Genomic DNA, 19878 nt, shown 5'->3' with positions numbered 1-19878 from the left:
AAAATAGGCCGCTCTACACTAAGCGATGCAGCCCGATAGTTCCACTTCCATGAGATTATTGGGTATAGTGACTGCTATTGAAGTTGATGTTGAAACAGAAGCAATGCCCTACGAAACAACGGAAATTACACGGGAGTCATTATGACCTGGGAATACGGGCTGATTGGTTTAGTGATTGGCATTATTGTCGGCGCGGTAGTGATGCGTTTTGGCAACAAGAAGCTGCGTGAGCAGCGTAGCATGCAGTATGAGCTGGAAAAATCGAAGGCTGAGCTGGCGGATTACCGCGAGGAGCTCACCAACCACTTTGCACGCAGCGCCGAGCTGCTGGACAACATGGCGCATGATTACCGCCAGCTGTATCAGCACATGGCGAAGGGATCTAACGATCTGCTGCCAAATCTGCCGGGCGAGAAAAACCCGTTTGCCTACCAGCTAACGGAAGCCGAAGCGGATAACGATCAGGCGCCGGTACAAATGCCGCGCGATTACTCTGAAGGTGCTTCCGGCCTGTTACGGGGTAGCGATCGCACACCGCGTAAATAATCCTTTTGGGGCACAGCTTGGCTGTGCCCTTTTTGTTTGTCGAACCCTTGCCCCAAACAACTGTCACACTTTTTCATCCCCTTTTCTTTTCGCAGCGAGAGCGTTGTAGCAATGAAAAAACAAGCACGACTGTTGAGCGCATTAGCCTTGAGCATTGGAATGGGTCTGGCCGCCGCCCCTGGCGCGTTGGCAACCCTGCCGGCCCAGATTCAAGGACAAGCATTGCCAAGCCTGGCACCGATGCTGGAGAAAGTTCTGCCTGCGGTAGTCAGCGTGCATGTAGAAGGCACAGATTCCGGCCAGCAGGCGCAGGATATTCCGGAGCCGCTGAAACGCTTCTTCGGCCAGGCACCCGGACAATCTCAGCCTCAGCCTTTTGAAGGGTTGGGTTCTGGCGTGATCATCGATGCCGCGAAAGGCTACGTCCTGACCAACAATCACGTGGTGAACGGTGCAGATAAAATCAGCGTGCAGTTGAGTGATGGCAACGAATACGACGCTAAGCTTATTGGTCACGATGAGCAAACCGACATCGCGTTGATTCAAATTGAGGGCGCGAAAAACCTCACCCAGGTAAAAATTGCCGATTCCGATTCGCTAAAAGTGGGTGATTTCGCGGTTGCTATCGGTAATCCCTTCGGCCTCGGCCAAACGGCCACTTCCGGCATCATCTCTGCGCTGGGACGTAGCGGCCTGAACCTGGAAGGGTTGGAAAACTTTATTCAGACCGATGCGGCGATTAACCGCGGCAACTCCGGCGGTGCGCTGGTCAATCTGAATGGTGAGCTGATCGGTATCAACACGGCGATTCTGGCATCCAGCGGCGGCAATATCGGTATTGGCTTCGCGATCCCCGCCAATATGGCAATGAATCTCGCGCAGCAGTTGATTCAGTTTGGTGAAGTGAAGCGCGGTCAGTTGGGCATTAAAGGCACTGAGATGACCGCCGATATTGCTAAAGCTTTTAATGTCGACGCGCAGCGTGGAGCCTTTGTCTCTGAAGTGCTGCCGAAATCGGCCGCCGAGAAAGCGGGCATCAAAGCCGGCGATATCATCACCTCCATCAATGACAAAGCCATTACCAGCTTTGCCGAACTGCGCGTGAAAGTGGGTACCACACCGCCGGGACAGAGTGTGAAAATCGGCCTGTTACGTGAAGGCAAACCGATTACCGTTAACGTCACGCTGGAGCAGAGCGCGCAAACCACCGCCAGCGCACAGCTCATGTCGCCTGCGCTGCAGGGCGCCACACTGAGCGACGGTGCGACCAAAGCCGGTGATAAGGGCGTGAAAGTCGATGCGATTGAAAAAGGAACGCCGGCCGAGCAGGTTGGTTTGCAGAAGGACGATGTGATTGTCGGCGTAAACCGCAATCACGTCACCTCGCTGGCCGAAATGCGCAAAGTGCTGGAAGGGAAACCGCCGGTGCTGGCACTGAACATAGTGCGCGGCGACGAGAGTATTTACCTGCTTCTGCGATAATCCTCGCATCAGGCGGACAAGCAGGTGTTTGTCCGCCTTTCTCATGCTATTCTGCCCTGCGATTAACCCTTGCCTGAAATAACACCATGTTTCTTAAACTTTTGCGTTCTGTGGTGATGGGCCTGATCGTGGCTGGCTTACTGCTTGTCGCGATCCCTGCGCTACGTATCGGCAGCGATATCACCTTTGATCATGACAATAGCAATGATGAAGCACCCGTCAGTTTCAATCAGGGTGTGCGCCGTGCTGTGCCCGCGGTCGTGAATGTCTATAACCGCAGTGCTCACGGCAACAACAATCGCGGCATCACCACGCTCGGTTCCGGCGTCATCATGAACGGCAAAGGTTACATTCTTACTAACAAACACGTTATCAATAATGCCGACCAAATCATCGTGGCGCTGCAGGATGGACGCTTCTTCGAAGCTAACCTGGTGGGTTCCGATGCGATGACCGATTTGGCGGTACTGAAAATCAGCGCCGCGAACCTGCCCGTCATTCCCATCAATGCCAGACGCATAGCGCACATTGGCGACGTAGTGATGGCCATCGGTAATCCCTACAACCTGGGCCAAACCGTTACGCAGGGCATTATAAGCGCCACCGGGCGCGTTGGCCTGAGCTCTTCCGGACGGCAAAACTTCCTGCAAACCGATGCTTCGATCAATCAGGGCAATTCAGGCGGCGCGCTGATTAACTCCCTCGGCGAGTTGATGGGCATCAACACCCTAACCTTTGATAAAAGCAGCGATGGCGAAACGCCGGAAGGGATTGGTTTCGCCATTCCAACTGCGCTGGCGAGCAAAATCATGGATAAGCTGATTCGTGATGGCCGGGTGATTCGCGGGTATATCGGCATTACCGGGCGTGAATTGCCGCCGCTGCACGGTCAGGGCAGTAACCTTGACCGCGTACAAGGCATTATTGTCAGTAACGTCACGCCTGGCGGGCCGGCCGATAGCGCCGGTATTCAGGCTAATGATGTATTGCTGCAGGTGAATGGCAGAACCGCGATTTCAGCGCAGGAAACGATGGATCAGGTGGCTGAAATTCGCCCGGGTTCAGTCATTGACGTGCAGATCTTACGCAATGAAAAGAAGATGACGCTGCCGGTTACCATTCAGGAATTCCCGGAAGTCACCGCCCCAGTCACCACCCAATAAGGGCGCTTTCGCGCCCCCATGGATTAGCTGCGGTCAACCGGGAAGGCGATCACTTCGCTCAACGCGCTGGCTTTCAGCGCCAGCATAATCAAACGATCAACACCTAGCGCCACGCCAGAGCAGGCAGGCATGCCGTGTGCCAACGCGTCCAGCAGGTTGGTATCGATAGGATGCTGCGGCAGGCCACGCGCGGCACGGCGACGATTGTCCTGCTCAAAGCGTTGACGCTGTTCACGGCTATCGGTCAGCTCACGGAAACCATTCGCCAGCTCAATACCTTTGTAATAGACCTCAAAGCGTTCGGCGACGCGATGATCTTCGGTGCTGATTTCCGCTAATGCCGCCTGCGTTGCCGGAAAGTGATAAACAAAGCAGGGCTTATCATTACCAATCTTCGGCTCAACGCCCAGCATAAACAGCAGCTGCAGCAGCGTATCGCGGTCTTCCTCGCGATTAGCCAGTTCGCCCTCGCCCAGCTTCTGCGCCACTTCGCGCAGCTGCGCTTTATCGGCTGACAGCGGGTCGATCTCCAGATGACGAATAAACGCCTGCTGATATGACAATGACTCGGCGCTATCGCACTCCAGCACCTGCTGCATCAGATCGTCCACCTCATTCATCAGGCGGTACATATCGTAGTGCGGGCGATACCACTCCAGCATGGTAAATTCAGGATTATGGTGACGTCCCGCTTCCTCGTTACGGAAGCTGCGGCCCATTTGATAAATCGGTCCGCTACCCGCTGCCAGCAGGCGCTTCATATGATATTCCGGACTGGTCATCAGCCACAGATCGCGTCCTTCAGCGGCGCCCGGCCCAACAAAACGCGTCTGGAACGGGACCAAATGAATGTCCGTGATAGTCGCCTGGCTCATCGCCGGAGTATCCACCTCCAGCACGCCGCGATCGGCAAAGAAACGACGAATTTCCGCCATAATGGCGGCGCGTTTCAACAAATTGGCAATGGGTGCGCTTGGCTGCCAGCTTGCCGTTTCGCTCATGTTGATGACTCCTCATACAAATATGGGGTGGAAGTCTACCCGCATTGGCGATGGCAAACAACGACGCCGCAGCGCCAGCGGATGCCAGCAGCAATTTAGTAACGGGCAGCTATACTTAACTCATTAAAATTGTGAAGGAATCCCCTAATGTCTCCATGGAAAACTCTCGTCGCCAGCCTCAGCGCGTTCCTCTCAGTTGCATGCTCAACCACGCCGCCAAAAGGCGTTACGGTGGTCGAGGGATTCGACAGCCAGCGCTATCTCGGCCAATGGTATGAAATCGCTCGTCTTAATCACCGCTTTGAACGTGGTTTACAGCAGGTCACGGCCAATTATAGCCCGCGCGATGATGGTGGCCTGAAAGTGGTTAATCGTGGTTTCAACCAGCAGAAGCAACGCTGGCAAGAGAGCGTTGGCAAAGCCTATTTCACCGGCGATAAACAGCGCGCTGCGCTGAAAGTCTCGTTCTTTGGTCCGTTCTATGGTGGCTACAACGTGATAGCGCTGGATCCGGACTATCGCTATGCGCTGGTATGCGGCCCGAATCGTAGCTACTTATGGATTCTCTCACGCACGCCACAATTAGATGAAGGTGTTAAAAAGCGCCTGGTCGAACAGGCCAGAAGTGCCGGATTCCCGGTAGATGAGCTGATTTGGGTTGAACAGAAATAGAGATCCGGTGTGAAAGCAGCTTTCACACCGGGGTATCTTACTGTGCGCTGCGCTGAATTGCCTTACCGCCCGCCGAAACATCTTCGCCGACACCACGCGTGGTGTTACAGGCGGTCAGAACGGAAGAGAGCACCAGCACGGAAAAAATCGCGACAATACTTTTCTTTAACATAGCCATATCCTTTTTGGTTGCAGTAAAAGTACAGCTCTTAAAGCATAGTCTTGATTTGGAAAAATGCGGATTCAACGGCAGGAAAAGAGTGAAGCAGAGGCACAGCGAAGAAAAAAGGCGCATCACCGATGCGCCTGATTTGACGATTATTTTACGCGAGAAACGTATTCGCCAGAGCGGGTATCAACTTTTACCACTTCGCCAATCTGCACGAACAGTGGCACTTTGATCACTGCGCCCGTTGAAAGGGTTGCTGGCTTGCCGCCGGTACCTGCGGTATCACCTTTCAAGCCTGGATCGGTTTCGATCACTTCCGCTTCGATGAAGTTCGGTGGCTGAACAGCGATCGCTTTATCGTTCCACAGGGTAACGATACAATCCGCATTGTCCTGCAACCACTTGGTCACGTCATCCAGCACTTTAGATTCGATCTGATACTGCTCGAAAGATTCCGGGTGCATGAAGTAGTAGAAGTCGCCGTCGTTGTAAGAATATTGCAGCGTCATATCACGAACATCTGCGCCTTCGGCAGAGTCAGTGGATTTGAAGGTCTTCTCAACGCGAGAACCGGTCAGCAGACGACGCATTTTAACGCGTGCGAATGCCTGGCCTTTACCCGGCTTAACAAACTCACTGGCTTCGATGGCATATGGCTCGCCTTCGAACATGATTTTAAGACCGGGACGGAAATCGTTGCTAAGATAAGTCGCCATAAAGGCCCTCTGTAAATATTGAACTGGTAAATAGCCAAAAAAATGGCACACATTGTAACCCTAAATCCCCCTGTCAGAGAAGATTGGTTACAGCAACTCGCTGATGTTGTCACCGAACCTGCTGAATTACTGCAACTTTTATCTCTGGATCAGCATGCAAATCTGGCCGCAGGCGCTGATGCGCGCAAGCTTTTCGCCTTACGCGTACCTCGGGCCTTCATCGCACGCATGAAACCAGGCGATGCCACCGACCCGCTGCTGCTGCAAGTATTGACCAGCCGTCAGGAATTTATTGATGCGCCGGGTTATAGCACCGATCCACTGGACGAACAAAGCAGTGTTGTGCCCGGTTTGCTGCATAAATACCGAAATCGTGCGCTACTGCTGGTAAAAGGCGGTTGTGCGGTCAATTGTCGCTACTGTTTCCGCCGTCATTTCCCCTATCAGGATAACCAGGGCAACAAGCGCAACTGGCAAGCGGCCATTGATTACATCGCCGCGCATCCCGAGCTGGACGAGATCATTTTTTCGGGCGGCGATCCGCTGATGGCCAAAGATCACGAGCTGGCATGGCTGGTTACGGCGCTGGAAAAAATTCCCCACCTGAAGCGCCTGCGCATTCACAGCCGCCTGCCGGTGGTGATCCCCGCACGTATTACCGAAGGTTTGTGTCAGATTCTGGCGGAAACGCGTCTGCAAGTATTGATGGTAAGCCATATCAATCATGCGCAGGAGATTGACGATGAGCTACGTCACGGCATGCAGATGCTGAAGCGGGCGGGCGTTATGTTGCTCAATCAGAGCGTGCTACTGCGCGGAGTGAATGACAACGCCCAGATTCTGGCAAATCTCAGCAACGCACTGTTTGACGCCGGCATTCTGCCCTACTACCTGCACGTGCTGGATAAGGTACAGGGCGCGGCACATTTCTTTGTTTCTGATGAGGAAGCACGCATCCTGGTACGCCAGCTGCTGGCGAAAGTCTCTGGCTATATGGTGCCGAAACTGGCACGAGAAATTGGTGGCGAGCCAAGCAAAACGCCGCTGGATTTACAGCTGCGTCAGGAATAAAAAAAGCCGCATTCGCGGCTTTTTTTACGACGGCACATTACGGACACTTATACACCTGGCCGGTCATTTTGCTGTCGAGGGGAGCGAAAGCTGACAGCAGATTTTGCGTCGGGCTGGTGGCGCCATAAATCACGTTGCCGCCCATTTCCGCCGCGCGATTGCGCAGGTCGTTTGCCGCGCCGCGCAGTGAACTGCCTTCCCCGCCAGAACCGCTCAGCCAGTTGCTCTGTGAGCCAGTGAGCGTTCCCAGCAGCTGACATTGGCTGGCTGGCTGTTGGTCGACGAAGGTCACGCGTTCGCCGCCGGCACTCAGTTGATTGGAGCTGCTGCAACCCGCCAGCAGTAAAGTTCCCACTGCCAGTCCGAGCAAGAGGTTAATCCGCATTGTAATCCCCATTTATTATCATCAGTGTCGGGCGGCAGCGTAGCAGAAAAGCGCACTTTTTTTCTGAACATTCATTGCCCTAAACCCGTAAAGCCGAAGTATTGCGCCCTTACTTATACCTTGTTCGCCCGCAAAAGAAAAACCCCCGACCGTTTCCGATCGAGGGTTTTTCAGATGGCTTAAGCCGTCAGGGGCAATTACATCATGCCGCCCATTCCGCCCATGCCACCCATACCGCCAGCGCCACCTAAATCAGGTGCGTCGCTTTTCGGCAGGTCAGTCACCATCGCTTCGGTGGTGATCATCAGGCCCGCAACCGATGAAGCGTACTGCAGCGCAGAACGGGTCACTTTAGTTGGGTCCAGGATACCGAAGTCGATCATGTTGCCGTACTCTTCAGTCTGCGCGTTGTAACCGTAGTTACCGTCGCCTGCTTTCACGTTGTTAGCCACAACTGAAGGCTCTTCACCGGCGTTAGAGACGATCTGACGCAGAGGTGCTTCCATTGCGCGCAGCGCAACTTTAATACCTACGTTCTGATCTTCGTTATCACCTTTCAGGCCAGATGCGGCGATTTTCGCAGCAACGCGAACCAGCGCCACACCACCACCCGCAACCACACCTTCTTCAACCGCAGCACGGGTCGCGTGCAGGGCATCTTCAACGCGCGCTTTCTTCTCTTTCATTTCAACTTCAGTCGCTGCGCCCACTTTCAGCACGGCAACGCCGCCTGCCAGTTTCGCTACGCGCTCCTGCAGTTTTTCTTTGTCGTAATCAGAAGTCGCTTCTTCGATCTGCTGACGAATCTGCGTTACGCGGCCAGAGATCGCGCCTTGATCGCCCACGCCATCGATGATGGTGGTGGTGTCTTTGTTGATAACAACACGTTTTGCCTGACCCAGATCTTCCAGGGTCGCTTTCTCCAGCTCCATACCGATCTCTTCAGAGATAACAGTACCGCCGGTCAGGATAGCGATATCCTGCAGCATCGCTTTACGACGGTCGCCGAAGCCAGGTGCTTTAACCGCAGCCACTTTAACGATACCGCGCATGGTGTTAACCACCAGCGTTGCCAGTGCTTCACCTTCCACGTCTTCTGCAATGATCAGCAGTGGCTTACCGGCTTTCGCAACGGCTTCCAGCACTGGCAGCATTTCGCGGATGTTAGAAATTTTCTTATCAGCCAGCAGGATGAACGGGCTTTCCAGCTCAACGGCACCCGTTTCTGGCTTGTTGATGAAGTACGGCGACAGGTAGCCACGGTCAAACTGCATACCTTCAACCACGTCCAGCTCGTCTTGCAGGCCGGTACCTTCTTCAACGGTGATAACGCCTTCTTTGCCCACTTTATCCATTGCGTCAGCAATCAGCGTGCCCACGGTTTCATCGGAGTTAGCAGAGATGGTACCTACCTGAGCAATGGCGCGTGAATCCTGGCAAGGCACAGACAGGGTTTTCAGTTCTTCAACCGCAGCGATAACCGCTTTATCGATACCGCGCTTCAGATCCATCGGGTTCATGCCCGCAGCCACGGCTTTCAGGCCTTCAGTGATGATCGCCTGAGCCAGTACGGTTGCGGTGGTGGTGCCGTCGCCTGCTGCGTCGTTCGCTTTAGAGGCCACTTCTTTCACCATCTGCGCGCCCATGTTCTCGAACTTGTCTTCCAGCTCGATTTCACGCGCCACAGAAACACCATCTTTAGTGATGGTCGGTGCACCAAAAGATTTATCCAGAACCACGTTACGGCCTTTCGGGCCCAGGGTAACTTTTACTGCATCTGCCAGTACGTTTACGCCACGCAGCATTTTTACGCGTGCGTCATTACCGAATTTTACGTCTTTAGCTGCCATTTCAAATATCCCTTAAATTCGTTTCGTTCAGTGAATTACGCGTAAATTACGCTTCAACAACCGCAAGGATGTCGCTTTCGGAGATGATCAGAACTTCTTCGTTGTCGATTTTCTCGGTCTTAGCACCGTAGCCTTCGCTGAAAATCACCAGATCACCCACTTTCACGTCCAAAGGCTTAACTTCACCGTTTTCCAGGATGCGGCCTTTGCCAACAGCCAGGACTTCACCGCGGGTAGATTTACCGGCAGCTGAACCGGTCAGCACGATGCCGCCCGCTGATTTAGCTTCAACTTCTTTACGCTTGACGATGACGCGATCGTGCAATGGACGAATTTTCATTTGATAGCTCTCCTTTGAGAAGTCCAATCATTCATTTTTTGGGTTAGAACCGGACTGCTTGGCTTCCGGCCTCGTGCTGGAAGAGATAGGGGCAATAAGTGGGCTTTCAAGGGCAAAAAATATAAATATTTTCGTTTCTGCAACAGATGGCGAAAAATGCAGCAAAAAGGCGGCTTGCGCCGCCTTCTTTTGCTTATTGGTCTTTATCGTGACCAATCCGATCTTGATCCTTACGCTCGTATTCACCGTCCACAGTGAATCCCGCATCGGGACCGGCGCCCGGGCCGCGCCATACGCGCAGATGCGGCATCAGCTTCAGCGTCAGATGCTTCTGCACCGGTGGTAGCAGCAGCAATAATCCGAGGAAGTCGGTGAAGAAACCAGGCAACAGCAGCAGGAAGCCGGAGATGATTAACGAAACGCTTTTCGTCATCTCTGCCGCCGGGCTTTCATTGCGCGCCAGCTTCTCCTGCATCAGCCGGAAGTTCTTCATGCCCTGATTCTTCACCAGCGAAACGCCAATCGCCGAGGTAAAAATCACCAGCAGCATGGTGAGCAGCACGCCCAGCGCATGCGCGACCTGAATGAAGATTGAGATTTCAATCCAGGCTAATACGAAAAAAATTAGTAACGGTAACCAGCGCACCGAATTCTCCTGTGAGTTGGAGCTGCCCCGCAAATCGCCAGGCAGCAGAAAGGGTTGGTCTGCAAGACCGTATGGATAGAGATGGGCATCTGAACGGGCAATTTCAACCGAACCTGCCATTTTTTTCCCACTGACTTAAAATTGCGAAGTACATCACATATCGTTATTACCGCTGGGCCTGCAAATGCCCGTAAAGTGATCTGTGCACAAACAATTCTGTAACATCAGAATATGATCGTGCCCGTCAGCGCGAAGATGGATAATATGTCGGCGCTGACATTCCACGACAATATAATCGCTTCACCTGCACGTTATTTGCCGCCCGTCCAACCGGACGCCCGGTAGTAACAAGGCAGCAATAATAAGAAGGTAATCATGGCGAACAACATTCGTATCGAAGAAGACCTGTTAGGCATGCGCGAAGTTCCAGCAGATGCTTACTACGGTGTTCATACTCTGCGTGCGATTGAAAACTTCTATATTAGTAATAATAAAATCAGTGACATACCGGAATTTGTTCGCGGTATGGTCATGGTGAAGAAAGCAGCCGCGCTCGCCAACAAAGAGCTGCAAACCATTCCCCGCAACATCGCAAACACCATTATCCAGGCGTGTGATGAGGTGCTGAATAACGGCAAATGCATGGATCAGTTCCCGGTTGACGTCTATCAGGGCGGCGCGGGCACCTCGGTTAACATGAACACCAATGAAGTGCTGGCCAACATCGGTCTGGAGCTGATGGGCCACCAGAAGGGCGAATATCAGTATCTTAATCCCAACGATCACGTGAATAAGTGTCAATCGACCAATGATGCTTATCCAACCGGTTTCCGCATCGCGGTTTATGCTTCGATCCTGAAACTGCTCGATGGCATCAACCAGCTGAGCGAAGGCTTCCAGCGGAAGGCCGTCGAATTCGAAAATATCCTGAAAATGGGCCGCACCCAGTTGCAGGATGCGGTGCCGATGACGCTGGGCCAGGAGTTCCACGCGTTTAACGTGCTGCTGAATGAAGAGACGCGCAGTATTCTGCGTACCGCCGAACTGTTGCTGGAAGTGAACCTTGGCGCAACGGCAATCGGTACTCGCCTGAACACACCGGATGGCTATCAGCAGCTGGCGGTACAGCGTCTGGCGGAAGTGAGCAATCTGCCGGTGGTGCCGGCAGAAGATCTGATTGAAGCCACCTCCGACTGCGGTGCCTATGTGATGGTCCACTCTGCGCTGAAACGTCTGGCGGTGAAACTGTCGAAAATCTGTAACGACCTGCGCCTGCTCTCCTCCGGTCCACGCGCTGGCCTGAATGAAATCAACCTGCCAGAATTGCAGGCCGGTTCTTCCATCATGCCCGCCAAAGTGAACCCGGTCGTACCAGAAGTAGTGAATCAGGTGTGCTTTAAAGTGATTGGTAACGACATCACCGTCACCATGGCATCTGAAGCCGGTCAGCTGCAGCTGAACGTGATGGAGCCGGTCATTGGCCAGGCCTTGTTCGAATCGATCAGCATTCTGACCAACGCCTGCTTCAACCTGCTGGAAAAATGCGTTAACGGCATCACCGCGAACAAAGCGGTATGTGAAGCCTACGTGTTTAACTCAATCGGTATTGTTACTTACCTCAACCCGTATATTGGCCACCATAACGGCGATATCGTGGGTAAGATTTGTGCCGAAACCGGTAAAAGCGTGCGGGAAGTGGTGCTGGAGCGCGGCCTGCTGACCGAAGCGGAGCTGGACGATATTTTCTCTATCCAGAACCTGATGTATCCGGTTTATAAAGCGAAACGTTACACCGACGAAAACGAACAGTAATCCGCTCCAGATCACGTTGCCAAAAGCACGCCCGTATACAATGCGGCGTGCTTTTTTCATTTTGGCGGCAACAATATTAAGAGCTTCGGTGTGTCCGCGGCTCAGGGAGTGGAACGAATGGTAATAGTAGAGTTGATGATTGTGCTGCTGGCGATCTGGCTCGGTGCGCGACTGGGCGGCATCGGCATTGGTTTCGCGGGCGGCTTGGGTGTGCTGGCGCTGACGCTGTTTTGCGGCCTTAAACCCGGTGCCATCCCATTTGATGTGATCGAAATAATCATGGCAGTCATTGCGGCGATCGCGGCGATGCAGATCGCCGGCGGCCTGGATTATTTGGTGGGATTAGCAGAACGCCTGCTGCGTCGCCATCCCCGCTACGTTACCTTCCTTGCGCCGCTGGTGACCTATGTCATGACGCTGCTGGCTGGCACCGGCCACACCGCTTTCTCCACCTTGCCGGTGATTGCCGAAGTAGCAAAAGAGCAAGGCGTGCGCCCTTCTCGTCCGTTATCGATTGCCGTCGTTGCTTCGCAAATCGCCATCACCGCCTCGCCGCTTTCGGCTGCGGTGGTGTTTTTCGCTTCCGTCCTCGAGCCACACGGCGTGAGTTATCTGGCGCTGCTCGGCGTAGCGCTGCCGTCAACCATGGCGGCAATCTTCTGTGCTGCCGTCATCACCAGCTTCCTTGGCAAAGAGCTCAAAGAGGATGAGGTGTATCAGGCGCGTTTAGCAAAAGGCGAGGTAAAGCTACGCGGTGAGCAGGTTTACCACCTCAAACCCGGGGCGAAACGCGCGGTGCTATTGTTCCTGATCGGTATCGCCGCGGTGGTACTGTATGCCACGGCGATCAGCGACAGCGTTGGGCTGATCAGCAATCCCGTGCTGCCGCGCAACGAAGCTATCGTGGTATTTATGCTCACCGTAGCCACGCTGATTTGCCTGACCTGCAAAGTCGATACCGGTGAAATTCTCAGCGCCAGCACCTTTAAATCCGGCATGAGCGCCTGTATCTGCGTAATGGGTGTGGCCTGGCTGGGCGATACCTTTGTTAAAGCGCATTTGGCCGATATCCAAACCCTGGCCGGCGATATGTTGCAAAGTTATCCGTGGATGCTGGCGCTGGTGCTGTTCTTTGCCGCCACGCTGCTCTATTCGCAGGCCGCGACCACCAAAGCCTTAATGCCCGCCGCGCTGATGCTTGGGGTGTCGCCGCTGGCGGCGGTGGCTTCGTTTGCTGCGGTATCCGCGCTGTTCGTGCTGCCAACCTACCCGACGCTGCTGGCGGCGGTGGAAATGGATGACACCGGCTCAACCCGTATCGGCAAGTTTGTGTTCAATCACTCCTTTATTATCCCCGGCGTGTTGGCGATTGCCTTCTCGGTGGCGTTTGGCTTCCTGTTCGGCAGCCTGATCCTGTAGCGCCGTTACATCCTGAAAACCTCGTGGCGAGGCGGCCGTGCTATCATCGCGGCTTATTCGCCACCGGAGCTGATTCATTCGTTATGGCTGCACGACTCTTTCGCCTTGCCGGCTTTTGCCTGGCGCTGGTCTTCTGCCTTCCGGCACAAGCCTCACTCTTCTCATCCAACAACAACAGCCGCTTTGTACCGGTCGATCAGGCCTTTGCCTTTGATTTCAGCCAGCAGGGAAATCAGCTGACGCTAAGCTGGAAGGTGAAGGATGGCTACTATCTTTATCGCCAGCAAATCCACGTCACGCCGCACAAGGCGCAGATTTCTCCCCTTAGCTTGCCGCCGGGCCAGCCGCACGAAGATGAGTTCTACGGCAAAAGTGAAATCTATCCGCAGGATCTGCAGCTGCCGATCACCCTGCGCCAGGCCGATGCAGGTGCGACCGTCACCGTGACGTATCAAGGCTGCGCTGCCGCTGGATTTTGTTATCCCCCCGAAACCCGCAGTGTGCCGCTCAGTGCAGTGGCCGCCAATCAGGATGCGCCCGCTGCCCGCGCGCAGCCAACGAATCACAGCACGCCGCTGCCGTTCTCCCCGCTGTGGGCGCTGTTGATTGGTATTGGCGTGGCCTTCACGCCGTGCGTGCTGCCGATGTACCCATTGATCTCCAGCATCATTTTGGGTGGCCCGGGCCGTTATTCCATGGGACGTCTGTTTGCGCTGGCGATGGTCTACGTGCAGGGCATGGCGCTGACGTACACCGTGCTCGGCATGGTGGTCGCGGCAGCGGGATTACGCTTCCAGGCGGCGCTACAGCATCCTTACGTCTTGATTGGCTTATCGGCGCTGTTCATCGTGCTGGCGCTGTCGATGTTTGGCTTGTTCTCGCTGCAGTTGCCTTCCAGCCTGCAAACCCGCCTCACCCTGTGGAGCAATCGTCAGCAAGGCGGGTCGCTGCCGGGCGTGTTTATGATGGGTGCTTTGGCAGGTTTGATCTGTTCGCCCTGCACCACCGCGCCGCTTAGCGCCATTCTGCTGTATATCGCACAGAGCGGAAATCTGTGGGCCGGTGCCGGCACGCTGTGGCTGTACGCCTTCGGCATGGGCCTGCCGCTGATTGCCGTGACGATGTTTGGCAACAAGCTGCTGCCGAAAAGCGGGCCGTGGATGCAAACGGTTAAAGAGGGCTTTGGCTTTGTGATTCTGGCGCTGCCGGTTTTTCTGCTGGAACGAGTCATTGGCGATATGTGGGGCTTACGTCTGTGGAGCCTGCTCGGCGTGGCGTTTTTCGCCTGGGCATTCAGCCTCAGCCTGCGGGCGACCGGCAAATGGCGGGTGCTGCAGATCCTCATGCTGGCCGCTGCGCTCGTCAGCGCTCGCCCCTTACAGGATTGGGCATTTGGCAGCAGCAGTAGCGCGCAAGCCGTGGCGCATCTGCCGTTCCACACCATCAGCAGCAGCGATCAGCTCGAGAGCGCGCTGCAGCAGGCGCAGGGCCGCATCACCATGGTCGATTTTTATGCCGACTGGTGCGTCGCCTGCAAGGAGTTCGAGAAATACACCTTTAGCGACGATGGCGTGCGCAGCGCGCTGAGCCAGGTGCAGCTGCTGCAGGCCAACGTCACCGCCAACAACGCGCAGGATAATGCGCTGCTGCAGCATCTGCAGGTGTTAGGCTTGCCGACCATTCTGTTCTTCGATGCGCAAGGCAACGAGATTCCCGATTCGCGTGTTACCGGCTTCCTTAACGCCGCCGATTTCCGTGCGCATTTGCACAATGTGTCGCGTTAAACGACACTGTCTGCAGGACACTGCCCGTTCGTCCGCGAGCGGGCCCGCATTCCAGAGGAGAGTCACTTGCAACGTGAACAAATACTCGAGCATGCGCTGAATGTGCTCGAACAGAGCGGCCTGGCCGCCACCACGTCTTTAGCGCAGCTGGCGGGCGAAAGCGGCCTTGAAGCGGAGCAGCTCACGCGCTTCTGGCCCGATCGTGACGCCCTGCTCTACGACGCATTGCGCTATCACGGCCAGCAAATTGATAGCTGGCGCCGCCAGGTTCAACTCAATGACCATCTCAGCGCCGAACAAAAGCTGCTGGCGCGCTACGAAGTGCTAAGCGAATACGTTAGCAAAGGCCGCTTTCCGGGCTGTTTGTTTATCGCCGCCTGTAGTTTCTACCCGCAGCCCGATCAGCCCGTCCATCAGTTAGCCGAACAGCAAAAACGCAGCTCCTGGCAGTTTACCCATGAAATTCTCGTCGATTTAGCGCTGGATAATCCCACCATGGTGGCCGATCAGATGGAGTTGATTCTGGAAGGTTGCCTGAGCAAACTGCTGGTGAAACGCAACGTACAGGATGTGGAAACGGCGCGCCGCTTAGCGGAAGATGTGCTCGGCATTGCGCTGTGTCGTCAGAATGGCGCACTGGCGTAGCCTTTTTATCCATCTTGTCTGAAAAGCCAGCAATCAATCACGATTGCTACGTTTTTTTGACGAAAGCCGTTGACGGCTGTGAGCCATTAGGGTTTAATGCGCCCCGTTGCCCGGATAGCTCAGTCGGTAGAGCAGGGGATTGAAAATCCCCGTGTCCGTGGTTCGATTCCGCGTCCGGGCACCAACATTTAGAAAACCCAGCTTATGGCTGGGTTTTTGCTTTTCTGCGAACTAAAAATGATGCCGATTTTACACTGACATCTTCATCCACATCAGATCTGAAATACCCGGCCATCCCCGGTAGGAAGTTCTACGTTCAAGCTCAGTTTACCGCCCAAAGCCTCGACATATTTTTTCAGACTTGAAAGTTTTATCTCATCACCTCGAGCCTCAATTGCGGCAATAGCAGGTTGCGATATACCCATTTTTTCAGCCAACTGAAACTGGGAAAGTTCCAGTTCCTCACGCAATTGGCGCAGGCGAATCTCAATGATTTTTTGGTCGGTCTTATTCTTAATACGCTCCTGAGACTCTGGGGAGCGCTGGACAATCAATTCTTCAAGTTTTGGCATGGGTTAATTCCTCCAGATGCTGCTGATACTCTTTATCGGCCAGTTTGATCATCGATTGGTAGAAGCGCTTCTGATTCACACCGGTTTTATCACCCGCACAAAGCACGATAGCCTTCCTCACTGGATCGAACGCGAAAAATGCGCGTATCGGCCTACCATTGCTTTGAATACGAAGCTCCTTCATGTTGGCAAAACGAGAGCCGGTAACAGTATCGACATCCGGTCTCCCCAACATTGGGCCGAACACCTTCAGCACTTCAAGGCTCGATAACACATCCTCAATCATTTCATCATCTTGTTCTTGCAGCCATGCTGCGAAGAGCAAAGTCGTTTCAACTTCCCAACTGTTCAAAATGCACTCTCATAAACTGTAGTTTATATTCATGCCATATAAACTGGAAGTTATATTTTAAGAGATGATTTGCATCAAGATTTCTGTCTGATGTTGCAGTGAACGTTTTAGATTTGAGAGCTGCCTCTGAAAAGAATTAAATATGCAGATAATACTTTTAATTTATCCCTCCATAATAAAATCCAATAAAATTAATTATCAGAGAGTTAAAAACCCTCTAAATATTAATTCGTGATCCTGTTTCCGTTAGCCGTAACATCCCATAGGTAACATCCGCGCCATCCCGTAAGCTTATCCCATGCTAGCAAGTACCTGTTGATTCAGATCCTTATACGACACTCATCATTATTGAAGTGCCGAAAAGCCATGCCTAAATAATTAAGCATCTTACATTTCCATTTAATTATTTACCCGTTAAAAAATTCTATTAATTAAATTAGCCCCTACAGGAGAATAAATATGAGCGCAGGAAACCGAATCTATTTACGTCGTCCCGCTGATGCCGAACCGCTGCTGGAAGCATTCCGTTGTTTACCGGCTGCGGTGGTAGCCGATTGCATGAGCCGCTTACCCGCACTCTCGGCCGAGATCAGTCTGAAAACCGCGCCGCGCCAGCCAGTGATGTGCGGCCTGGCCGTTACGGTCAAAGCCCGCTCTGGCGACAACCTGATGCTGCACAAAGCGTTAGACATGGCGGGCCGTAACGATGTGATCATCCTGTCGAATGAAGGCGATCGCAGCCAGTCATTGATGGGTGAAGTAATGGCGACCTACGCCAAACAGCGCGGCATGGAAGGCATTGTCTTGGATGGTCCGGTACGCGATATCGAAGGGTTATCCCGCATGGATTTCCCGATCTACGCCGCAGGCCACACGCCGGGCGGTCCGTTCAAGGATGGCCCGGGGGAAATCAACGTGCCAATTGCCTGCGGCAAAATCCACGTCTCCCCAGGCGATATTGTGCTGGGCGACGCAGACGGCGTGATTGTCATTCCACGCCAGGATGCGGCGCGCATTCTCGAAGCCGCGCAGGCTTATCTCATTGTTGATGAACAGAACTTTGAACTGGCGAAAACCGGCGCGCTGGAGCGCAGCTGGCTGGCGGAAACGCTGCGCAGCAAGCAGGTTGAAATCATTGATGATGTATTTCGTTAACGCAATGCCAATGTTTCCCCCTTGTAGGGTGCGCATTCCTGCGCACCCTGCCGCAATACGCACCTTGCTAAGGCGTACTGCTCACCATCGCCAATTTACGCTGGCGATTCTCACGCCACACCGCGAAAATGCCGGCCAGCGCCACCACTGACGCCCCCAACAAGGTCGTGCTGCCCGGTAAACTATGCAGAAAAAGATAGCCAATCAGCATCGACCACACCAGCGTGGTGTAATCGAACGGCGCCAGCAGCGAGGCATCAGCGTAGCGCAGGCTCAGCGTGACCAGGATCTGCGCCAGGCCACCAAACAAGCCGCAGCCCACCAGCAATAACAGCTGCAACGCATTGGGTGTGGTCCAGCCGAACAGCGCCGTTGCCAGGCCGATAAGGGTGGTCATCAGCGAGAAATAGAACACAATCGCACCGGGCTTCTCAATGCCGTTGAGAAAACGGATCTGCACGTTAGAGGTGGCCGAACAGAGGGCCGCAAGCAATGCAAACGCCACGCCGAGGCTGGCTGTTGCGTCGCGGGTGCCGCCAGAGAAGAGTGCCCCGCTGGCACTCAAACTTGATGAGAGCATGATCACAATGCCTGATAATCCCACCACCACCGCTACCCAGCGTGAAAGCCGCACCCGCTCTTTAAGCAGCATCGCCGCCAAAATGACCGTAAACAGCGGTGCTGCGTAGCTCAGCGCCGTCGCATCGGCCAGCGAGATATACACCAGTGCCAGATAGTTAAAATACATGCCGCCGGTGCCGGAGAAACCGCGAATAAAGTGGCCAAACAGGTTACGCGTTTTGAGATTTTCCAGCACCTTACCCTGCGCTTTTAGCCATATCAACAGCGGAAACAGGGCGATAAAACTGCGGAAAAAAATTACTTCACCGGTAGGGATCGCGCCGTTCAATCCTTTTACACACGCCAGCATCAATGTGGCGCACAGCGCGGCCAAAATCTTCAGTAACACGCCTAATCGGGCATTCATGCTTCTCTATTCTCTCTACCACGTGCAATCGGCGGGACTGCCGAGAGGACATGTGTGCAGCGTGGCGAGAAAAGTGTGCGCTGGATAACACTTTTTCGCTCTGCCTGAATAGAAAGAACTTATGTCCCCGTGGTCATATTTTTTCGCTATCGCATAACAGGGTTTCCCTCTTTTTCGTCTGAAAACAAAGCCGATATAGTCCAGAACAGCGAGAACGCAGGCGCTCCGTCCCGGTGACGCCGTGGTATTCATCATTGAGGAAGTTCACATGACCATGAAAAGACCTACCACCATCGGGCTGGCACTGCTGCCGCTACTGGCTATTTCGGCTGCGCATGCAGACATGATGGCGAACATCAAATCCAGCGGCGAGCTGAAGTGCGCCGTCTATTCAGACGTCCCGCCCTTCTCTTCTCCGGATCCGAAAACGCGTCAGCTGGCGGGGATGGATATCGATCTGTGTAACGCGCTGGCGAAGCAGATGAACGTCAAGCTGACGCTGGTGCCCACCTCAGTTGAAGCGCGCATTGCGGTAATCGCCACTGGCCGCGCCGATGTGCTGATCGCCAACCTTGCCTACACCAAAACGCGCGGCAACCAGATTCAGTTCAGCGATCCCTATTACGTCGCCAAAGAGATGCTGCTGGTCAAAGCGCCTTTGGCCGATAAGCCGCTGAGCTACTTCCAGGGCAAACGTATCAGCGCCACCAAAGGCACCACCTCTGAGCAGTCGATCCATATCAAAGGCGGCAAAGCCGTCACCTTCCAGGATTCGGCGTCTGCCTTCCTCGCGCTCGAGCAGAATAAATCAGTGGGCTTCGTCACCAACACCATGACCGGTATCAAAACCATTGCGCAGGCGAAAAAGGACGGTATCAATCTGGCGATGATCAAGGAACCGATGGCGCTGGAGCCGATTGGTATCGGCATGAAGCGTGACGAACCGGCGTTGCTGGCCAGCGTCAACAGCAGCCTGAAGGCGATGGACGATGATGGCACCATCGACAAGATTTGGGACACCTGGATCGGTCCGAATACGGAGTACAAAATGGTGCGCGAAGAGCGCGTGCAGCCGCTCGCCAGTCTGAAATTTGAACCGCTGGAATAACC

Annotated in this window: 21 protein-coding genes and 1 tRNA gene; 12 read left to right on the top strand and 10 right to left on the bottom strand. The window is 54.1% G+C overall.

All coding sequences use genetic code 11. The features are described from left to right. Positions 1-141 precede the first annotated feature (141 nt). From zapG to degS, 3 genes are all read left to right on the top strand, one after another. Positions 142-546, top strand: a complete 405-nt coding sequence (gene zapG / locus AC07WB_RS02205; protein WP_097095124.1) for a Z-ring associated protein ZapG — start codon at positions 142-144, stop codon at positions 544-546. A 111-nt stretch (positions 547-657) separates the two neighbouring features. Next, complete coding sequence (degQ, locus tag AC07WB_RS02200; RefSeq protein ID WP_097095125.1) at positions 658-2028, top strand: serine endoprotease DegQ; 1371 nt, start codon at positions 658-660, stop codon at positions 2026-2028. 86 nt (positions 2029-2114) lie between these two features. Next, positions 2115-3191 carry an outer membrane-stress sensor serine endopeptidase DegS gene (degS, locus tag AC07WB_RS02195; RefSeq protein WP_097095126.1) on the top strand — a complete coding sequence of 359 codons (1077 nt, stop codon included), beginning with the start codon at positions 2115-2117 and terminating at the stop codon, positions 3189-3191. Positions 3192-3214: 23 nt separating this feature from the next. Here the strand turns inward: degS and epmA are convergent, their stop codons facing one another. After that, positions 3215-4192: an elongation factor P--(R)-beta-lysine ligase gene (epmA, locus tag AC07WB_RS02190; protein WP_097095127.1), complete on the bottom strand. Its 978-nt coding sequence runs from the start codon at positions 4190-4192 to the stop codon at positions 3215-3217. A gap of 147 nt (positions 4193-4339) precedes the next feature. Here epmA and AC07WB_RS02185 point away from each other — a divergent pair, with 147 nt between their 5' ends. Further along, on the top strand, positions 4340-4864 hold the full coding sequence (locus tag AC07WB_RS02185) for a lipocalin family protein (RefSeq protein ID WP_097095128.1): 525 nt from the start codon (positions 4340-4342) through the stop codon (positions 4862-4864). Positions 4865-4901: 37 nt separating this feature from the next. Here AC07WB_RS02185 and AC07WB_RS02180 read toward each other — a convergent pair whose 3' ends face one another. Both AC07WB_RS02180 and efp read right to left on the bottom strand, forming a co-directional pair. Continuing rightward, entirely contained in the window at positions 4902-5036 is a 135-nt protein-coding gene (locus AC07WB_RS02180) for an entericidin A/B family lipoprotein (RefSeq protein WP_007886592.1), read from the bottom strand. Positions 5037-5182: 146 nt separating this feature from the next. Then, complete coding sequence (gene efp / locus AC07WB_RS02175; RefSeq protein ID WP_034826669.1) at positions 5183-5749, bottom strand: elongation factor P; 567 nt, start codon at positions 5747-5749, stop codon at positions 5183-5185. Between the two features lie 42 nt (positions 5750-5791). Between efp and epmB the strand changes: the two genes are divergently transcribed. After that, the gene (gene epmB, locus AC07WB_RS02170; protein ID WP_494939967.1) at positions 5792-6820 is read left to right on the top strand and encodes an EF-P beta-lysylation protein EpmB; all 1029 of its coding nucleotides are present in this window, start codon (positions 5792-5794) and stop codon (positions 6818-6820) included. Positions 6821-6857: 37 nt separating this feature from the next. Here the strand turns inward: epmB and AC07WB_RS02165 are convergent, their stop codons facing one another. The 4 genes from AC07WB_RS02165 to AC07WB_RS02150 all read right to left on the bottom strand — a co-directional run bounded on the left by AC07WB_RS02165 (position 6858) and on the right by AC07WB_RS02150 (position 10041). Then, positions 6858-7205 carry a DUF4156 domain-containing protein gene (locus AC07WB_RS02165; protein WP_008104416.1) on the bottom strand — a complete coding sequence of 116 codons (348 nt, stop codon included), beginning with the start codon at positions 7203-7205 and terminating at the stop codon, positions 6858-6860. A 197-nt stretch (positions 7206-7402) separates the two neighbouring features. Beyond that, positions 7403-9055 carry a chaperonin GroEL gene (gene groL / locus AC07WB_RS02160; RefSeq protein WP_097095131.1) on the bottom strand — a complete coding sequence of 551 codons (1653 nt, stop codon included), beginning with the start codon at positions 9053-9055 and terminating at the stop codon, positions 7403-7405. Positions 9056-9101: 46 nt separating this feature from the next. Beyond that, on the bottom strand, positions 9102-9395 hold the full coding sequence (locus tag AC07WB_RS02155; protein WP_008104420.1) for a co-chaperone GroES: 294 nt from the start codon (positions 9393-9395) through the stop codon (positions 9102-9104). A 193-nt stretch (positions 9396-9588) separates the two neighbouring features. After that, positions 9589-10041: an FxsA family protein gene (locus AC07WB_RS02150; RefSeq protein WP_176519199.1), complete on the bottom strand. Its 453-nt coding sequence runs from the start codon at positions 10039-10041 to the stop codon at positions 9589-9591. Positions 10042-10416: 375 nt separating this feature from the next. On the opposite strand from AC07WB_RS02150, the gene aspA reads away from it, so the two are divergent. The 5 genes from aspA (at position 10417) to AC07WB_RS02125 (ending at position 15885) form a co-directional block, all read left to right on the top strand. After that, positions 10417-11853 carry an aspartate ammonia-lyase gene (gene aspA / locus AC07WB_RS02145; RefSeq protein ID WP_097095133.1) on the top strand — a complete coding sequence of 479 codons (1437 nt, stop codon included), beginning with the start codon at positions 10417-10419 and terminating at the stop codon, positions 11851-11853. A 117-nt stretch (positions 11854-11970) separates the two neighbouring features. After that, entirely contained in the window at positions 11971-13272 is a 1302-nt protein-coding gene (locus tag AC07WB_RS02140) for an anaerobic C4-dicarboxylate transporter (RefSeq protein ID WP_345827380.1), read from the top strand. 83 nt (positions 13273-13355) lie between these two features. Beyond that, complete coding sequence (locus AC07WB_RS02135) at positions 13356-15056, top strand: protein-disulfide reductase DsbD (protein WP_494939966.1); 1701 nt, start codon at positions 13356-13358, stop codon at positions 15054-15056. Positions 15057-15122: 66 nt separating this feature from the next. After that, positions 15123-15701 carry a division control transcriptional repressor DicD gene (gene dicD / locus AC07WB_RS02130; RefSeq protein ID WP_097095136.1) on the top strand — a complete coding sequence of 193 codons (579 nt, stop codon included), beginning with the start codon at positions 15123-15125 and terminating at the stop codon, positions 15699-15701. Positions 15702-15809: 108 nt separating this feature from the next. Next, positions 15810-15885, top strand: a tRNA-Phe gene (locus AC07WB_RS02125). A gap of 88 nt (positions 15886-15973) precedes the next feature. On the opposite strand, the gene AC07WB_RS02120 is transcribed toward AC07WB_RS02125, so the two are convergent. Next, complete coding sequence (locus tag AC07WB_RS02120) at positions 15974-16273, bottom strand: helix-turn-helix domain-containing protein (RefSeq protein ID WP_097095137.1); 300 nt, start codon at positions 16271-16273, stop codon at positions 15974-15976. Continuing rightward, positions 16260-16625 carry a type II toxin-antitoxin system RelE/ParE family toxin gene (locus AC07WB_RS02115; protein WP_097095138.1) on the bottom strand — a complete coding sequence of 122 codons (366 nt, stop codon included), beginning with the start codon at positions 16623-16625 and terminating at the stop codon, positions 16260-16262. The genes AC07WB_RS02120 and AC07WB_RS02115 overlap by 14 nt, the downstream gene beginning before the upstream one ends. Before the next feature lie 459 nt (positions 16626-17084). Here AC07WB_RS02115 and AC07WB_RS02110 point away from each other — a divergent pair, with 459 nt between their 5' ends. After that, entirely contained in the window at positions 17085-17780 is a 696-nt protein-coding gene (locus AC07WB_RS02110) for an RraA family protein (RefSeq protein WP_494939965.1), read from the top strand. Positions 17781-17847: 67 nt separating this feature from the next. Here the strand turns inward: AC07WB_RS02110 and AC07WB_RS02105 are convergent, their stop codons facing one another. Further along, positions 17848-18768, bottom strand: a complete 921-nt coding sequence (locus AC07WB_RS02105; RefSeq protein WP_494939964.1) for a DMT family transporter — start codon at positions 18766-18768, stop codon at positions 17848-17850. A gap of 268 nt (positions 18769-19036) precedes the next feature. Between AC07WB_RS02105 and AC07WB_RS02100 the strand changes: the two genes are divergently transcribed. Continuing rightward, positions 19037-19876: a transporter substrate-binding domain-containing protein gene (locus AC07WB_RS02100; RefSeq protein WP_097095141.1), complete on the top strand. Its 840-nt coding sequence runs from the start codon at positions 19037-19039 to the stop codon at positions 19874-19876. The last annotated feature ends 2 nt before the right edge of the window (positions 19877-19878 follow it).

The sequence above is a fragment of the Pantoea sp. GW821-FHT03E06 genome (genome assembly GCF_059420725.1).
The sequence above is the reverse complement of the archived record's forward strand: the minus strand, read 5'-3'. Positions and strand labels throughout refer to the sequence as shown.

Coding starts and splice junctions, on each gene's coding strand:
- zapG (WP_097095124.1), top strand. CDS start 142: ATGACCTGGGAATACGGGCTGATTGGTTTAGTGATTGGCATTATTGTC.
- degQ (WP_097095125.1), top strand. CDS start 658: ATGAAAAAACAAGCACGACTGTTGAGCGCATTAGCCTTGAGCATTGGA.
- degS (WP_097095126.1), top strand. CDS start 2,115: ATGTTTCTTAAACTTTTGCGTTCTGTGGTGATGGGCCTGATCGTGGCT.
- epmA (WP_097095127.1), bottom strand. CDS start 4,192: ATGAGCGAAACGGCAAGCTGGCAGCCAAGCGCACCCATTGCCAATTTG.
- AC07WB_RS02185 (WP_097095128.1), top strand. CDS start 4,340: ATGTCTCCATGGAAAACTCTCGTCGCCAGCCTCAGCGCGTTCCTCTCA.
- AC07WB_RS02180 (WP_007886592.1), bottom strand. CDS start 5,036: ATGTTAAAGAAAAGTATTGTCGCGATTTTTTCCGTGCTGGTGCTCTCT.
- efp (WP_034826669.1), bottom strand. CDS start 5,749: ATGGCGACTTATCTTAGCAACGATTTCCGTCCCGGTCTTAAAATCATG.
- epmB (WP_494939967.1), top strand. CDS start 5,792: ATGGCACACATTGTAACCCTAAATCCCCCTGTCAGAGAAGATTGGTTA.
- AC07WB_RS02165 (WP_008104416.1), bottom strand. CDS start 7,205: ATGCGGATTAACCTCTTGCTCGGACTGGCAGTGGGAACTTTACTGCTG.
- groL (WP_097095131.1), bottom strand. CDS start 9,055: ATGGCAGCTAAAGACGTAAAATTCGGTAATGACGCACGCGTAAAAATG.
- AC07WB_RS02155 (WP_008104420.1), bottom strand. CDS start 9,395: ATGAAAATTCGTCCATTGCACGATCGCGTCATCGTCAAGCGTAAAGAA.
- aspA (WP_097095133.1), top strand. CDS start 10,417: ATGGCGAACAACATTCGTATCGAAGAAGACCTGTTAGGCATGCGCGAA.
- AC07WB_RS02140 (WP_345827380.1), top strand. CDS start 11,971: ATGGTAATAGTAGAGTTGATGATTGTGCTGCTGGCGATCTGGCTCGGT.
- AC07WB_RS02135 (WP_494939966.1), top strand. CDS start 13,356: ATGGCTGCACGACTCTTTCGCCTTGCCGGCTTTTGCCTGGCGCTGGTC.
- AC07WB_RS02120 (WP_097095137.1), bottom strand. CDS start 16,273: ATGCCAAAACTTGAAGAATTGATTGTCCAGCGCTCCCCAGAGTCTCAG.
- AC07WB_RS02110 (WP_494939965.1), top strand. CDS start 17,085: ATGAGCGCAGGAAACCGAATCTATTTACGTCGTCCCGCTGATGCCGAA.
- AC07WB_RS02105 (WP_494939964.1), bottom strand. CDS start 18,768: ATGAATGCCCGATTAGGCGTGTTACTGAAGATTTTGGCCGCGCTGTGC.
- AC07WB_RS02100 (WP_097095141.1), top strand. CDS start 19,037: ATGACCATGAAAAGACCTACCACCATCGGGCTGGCACTGCTGCCGCTA.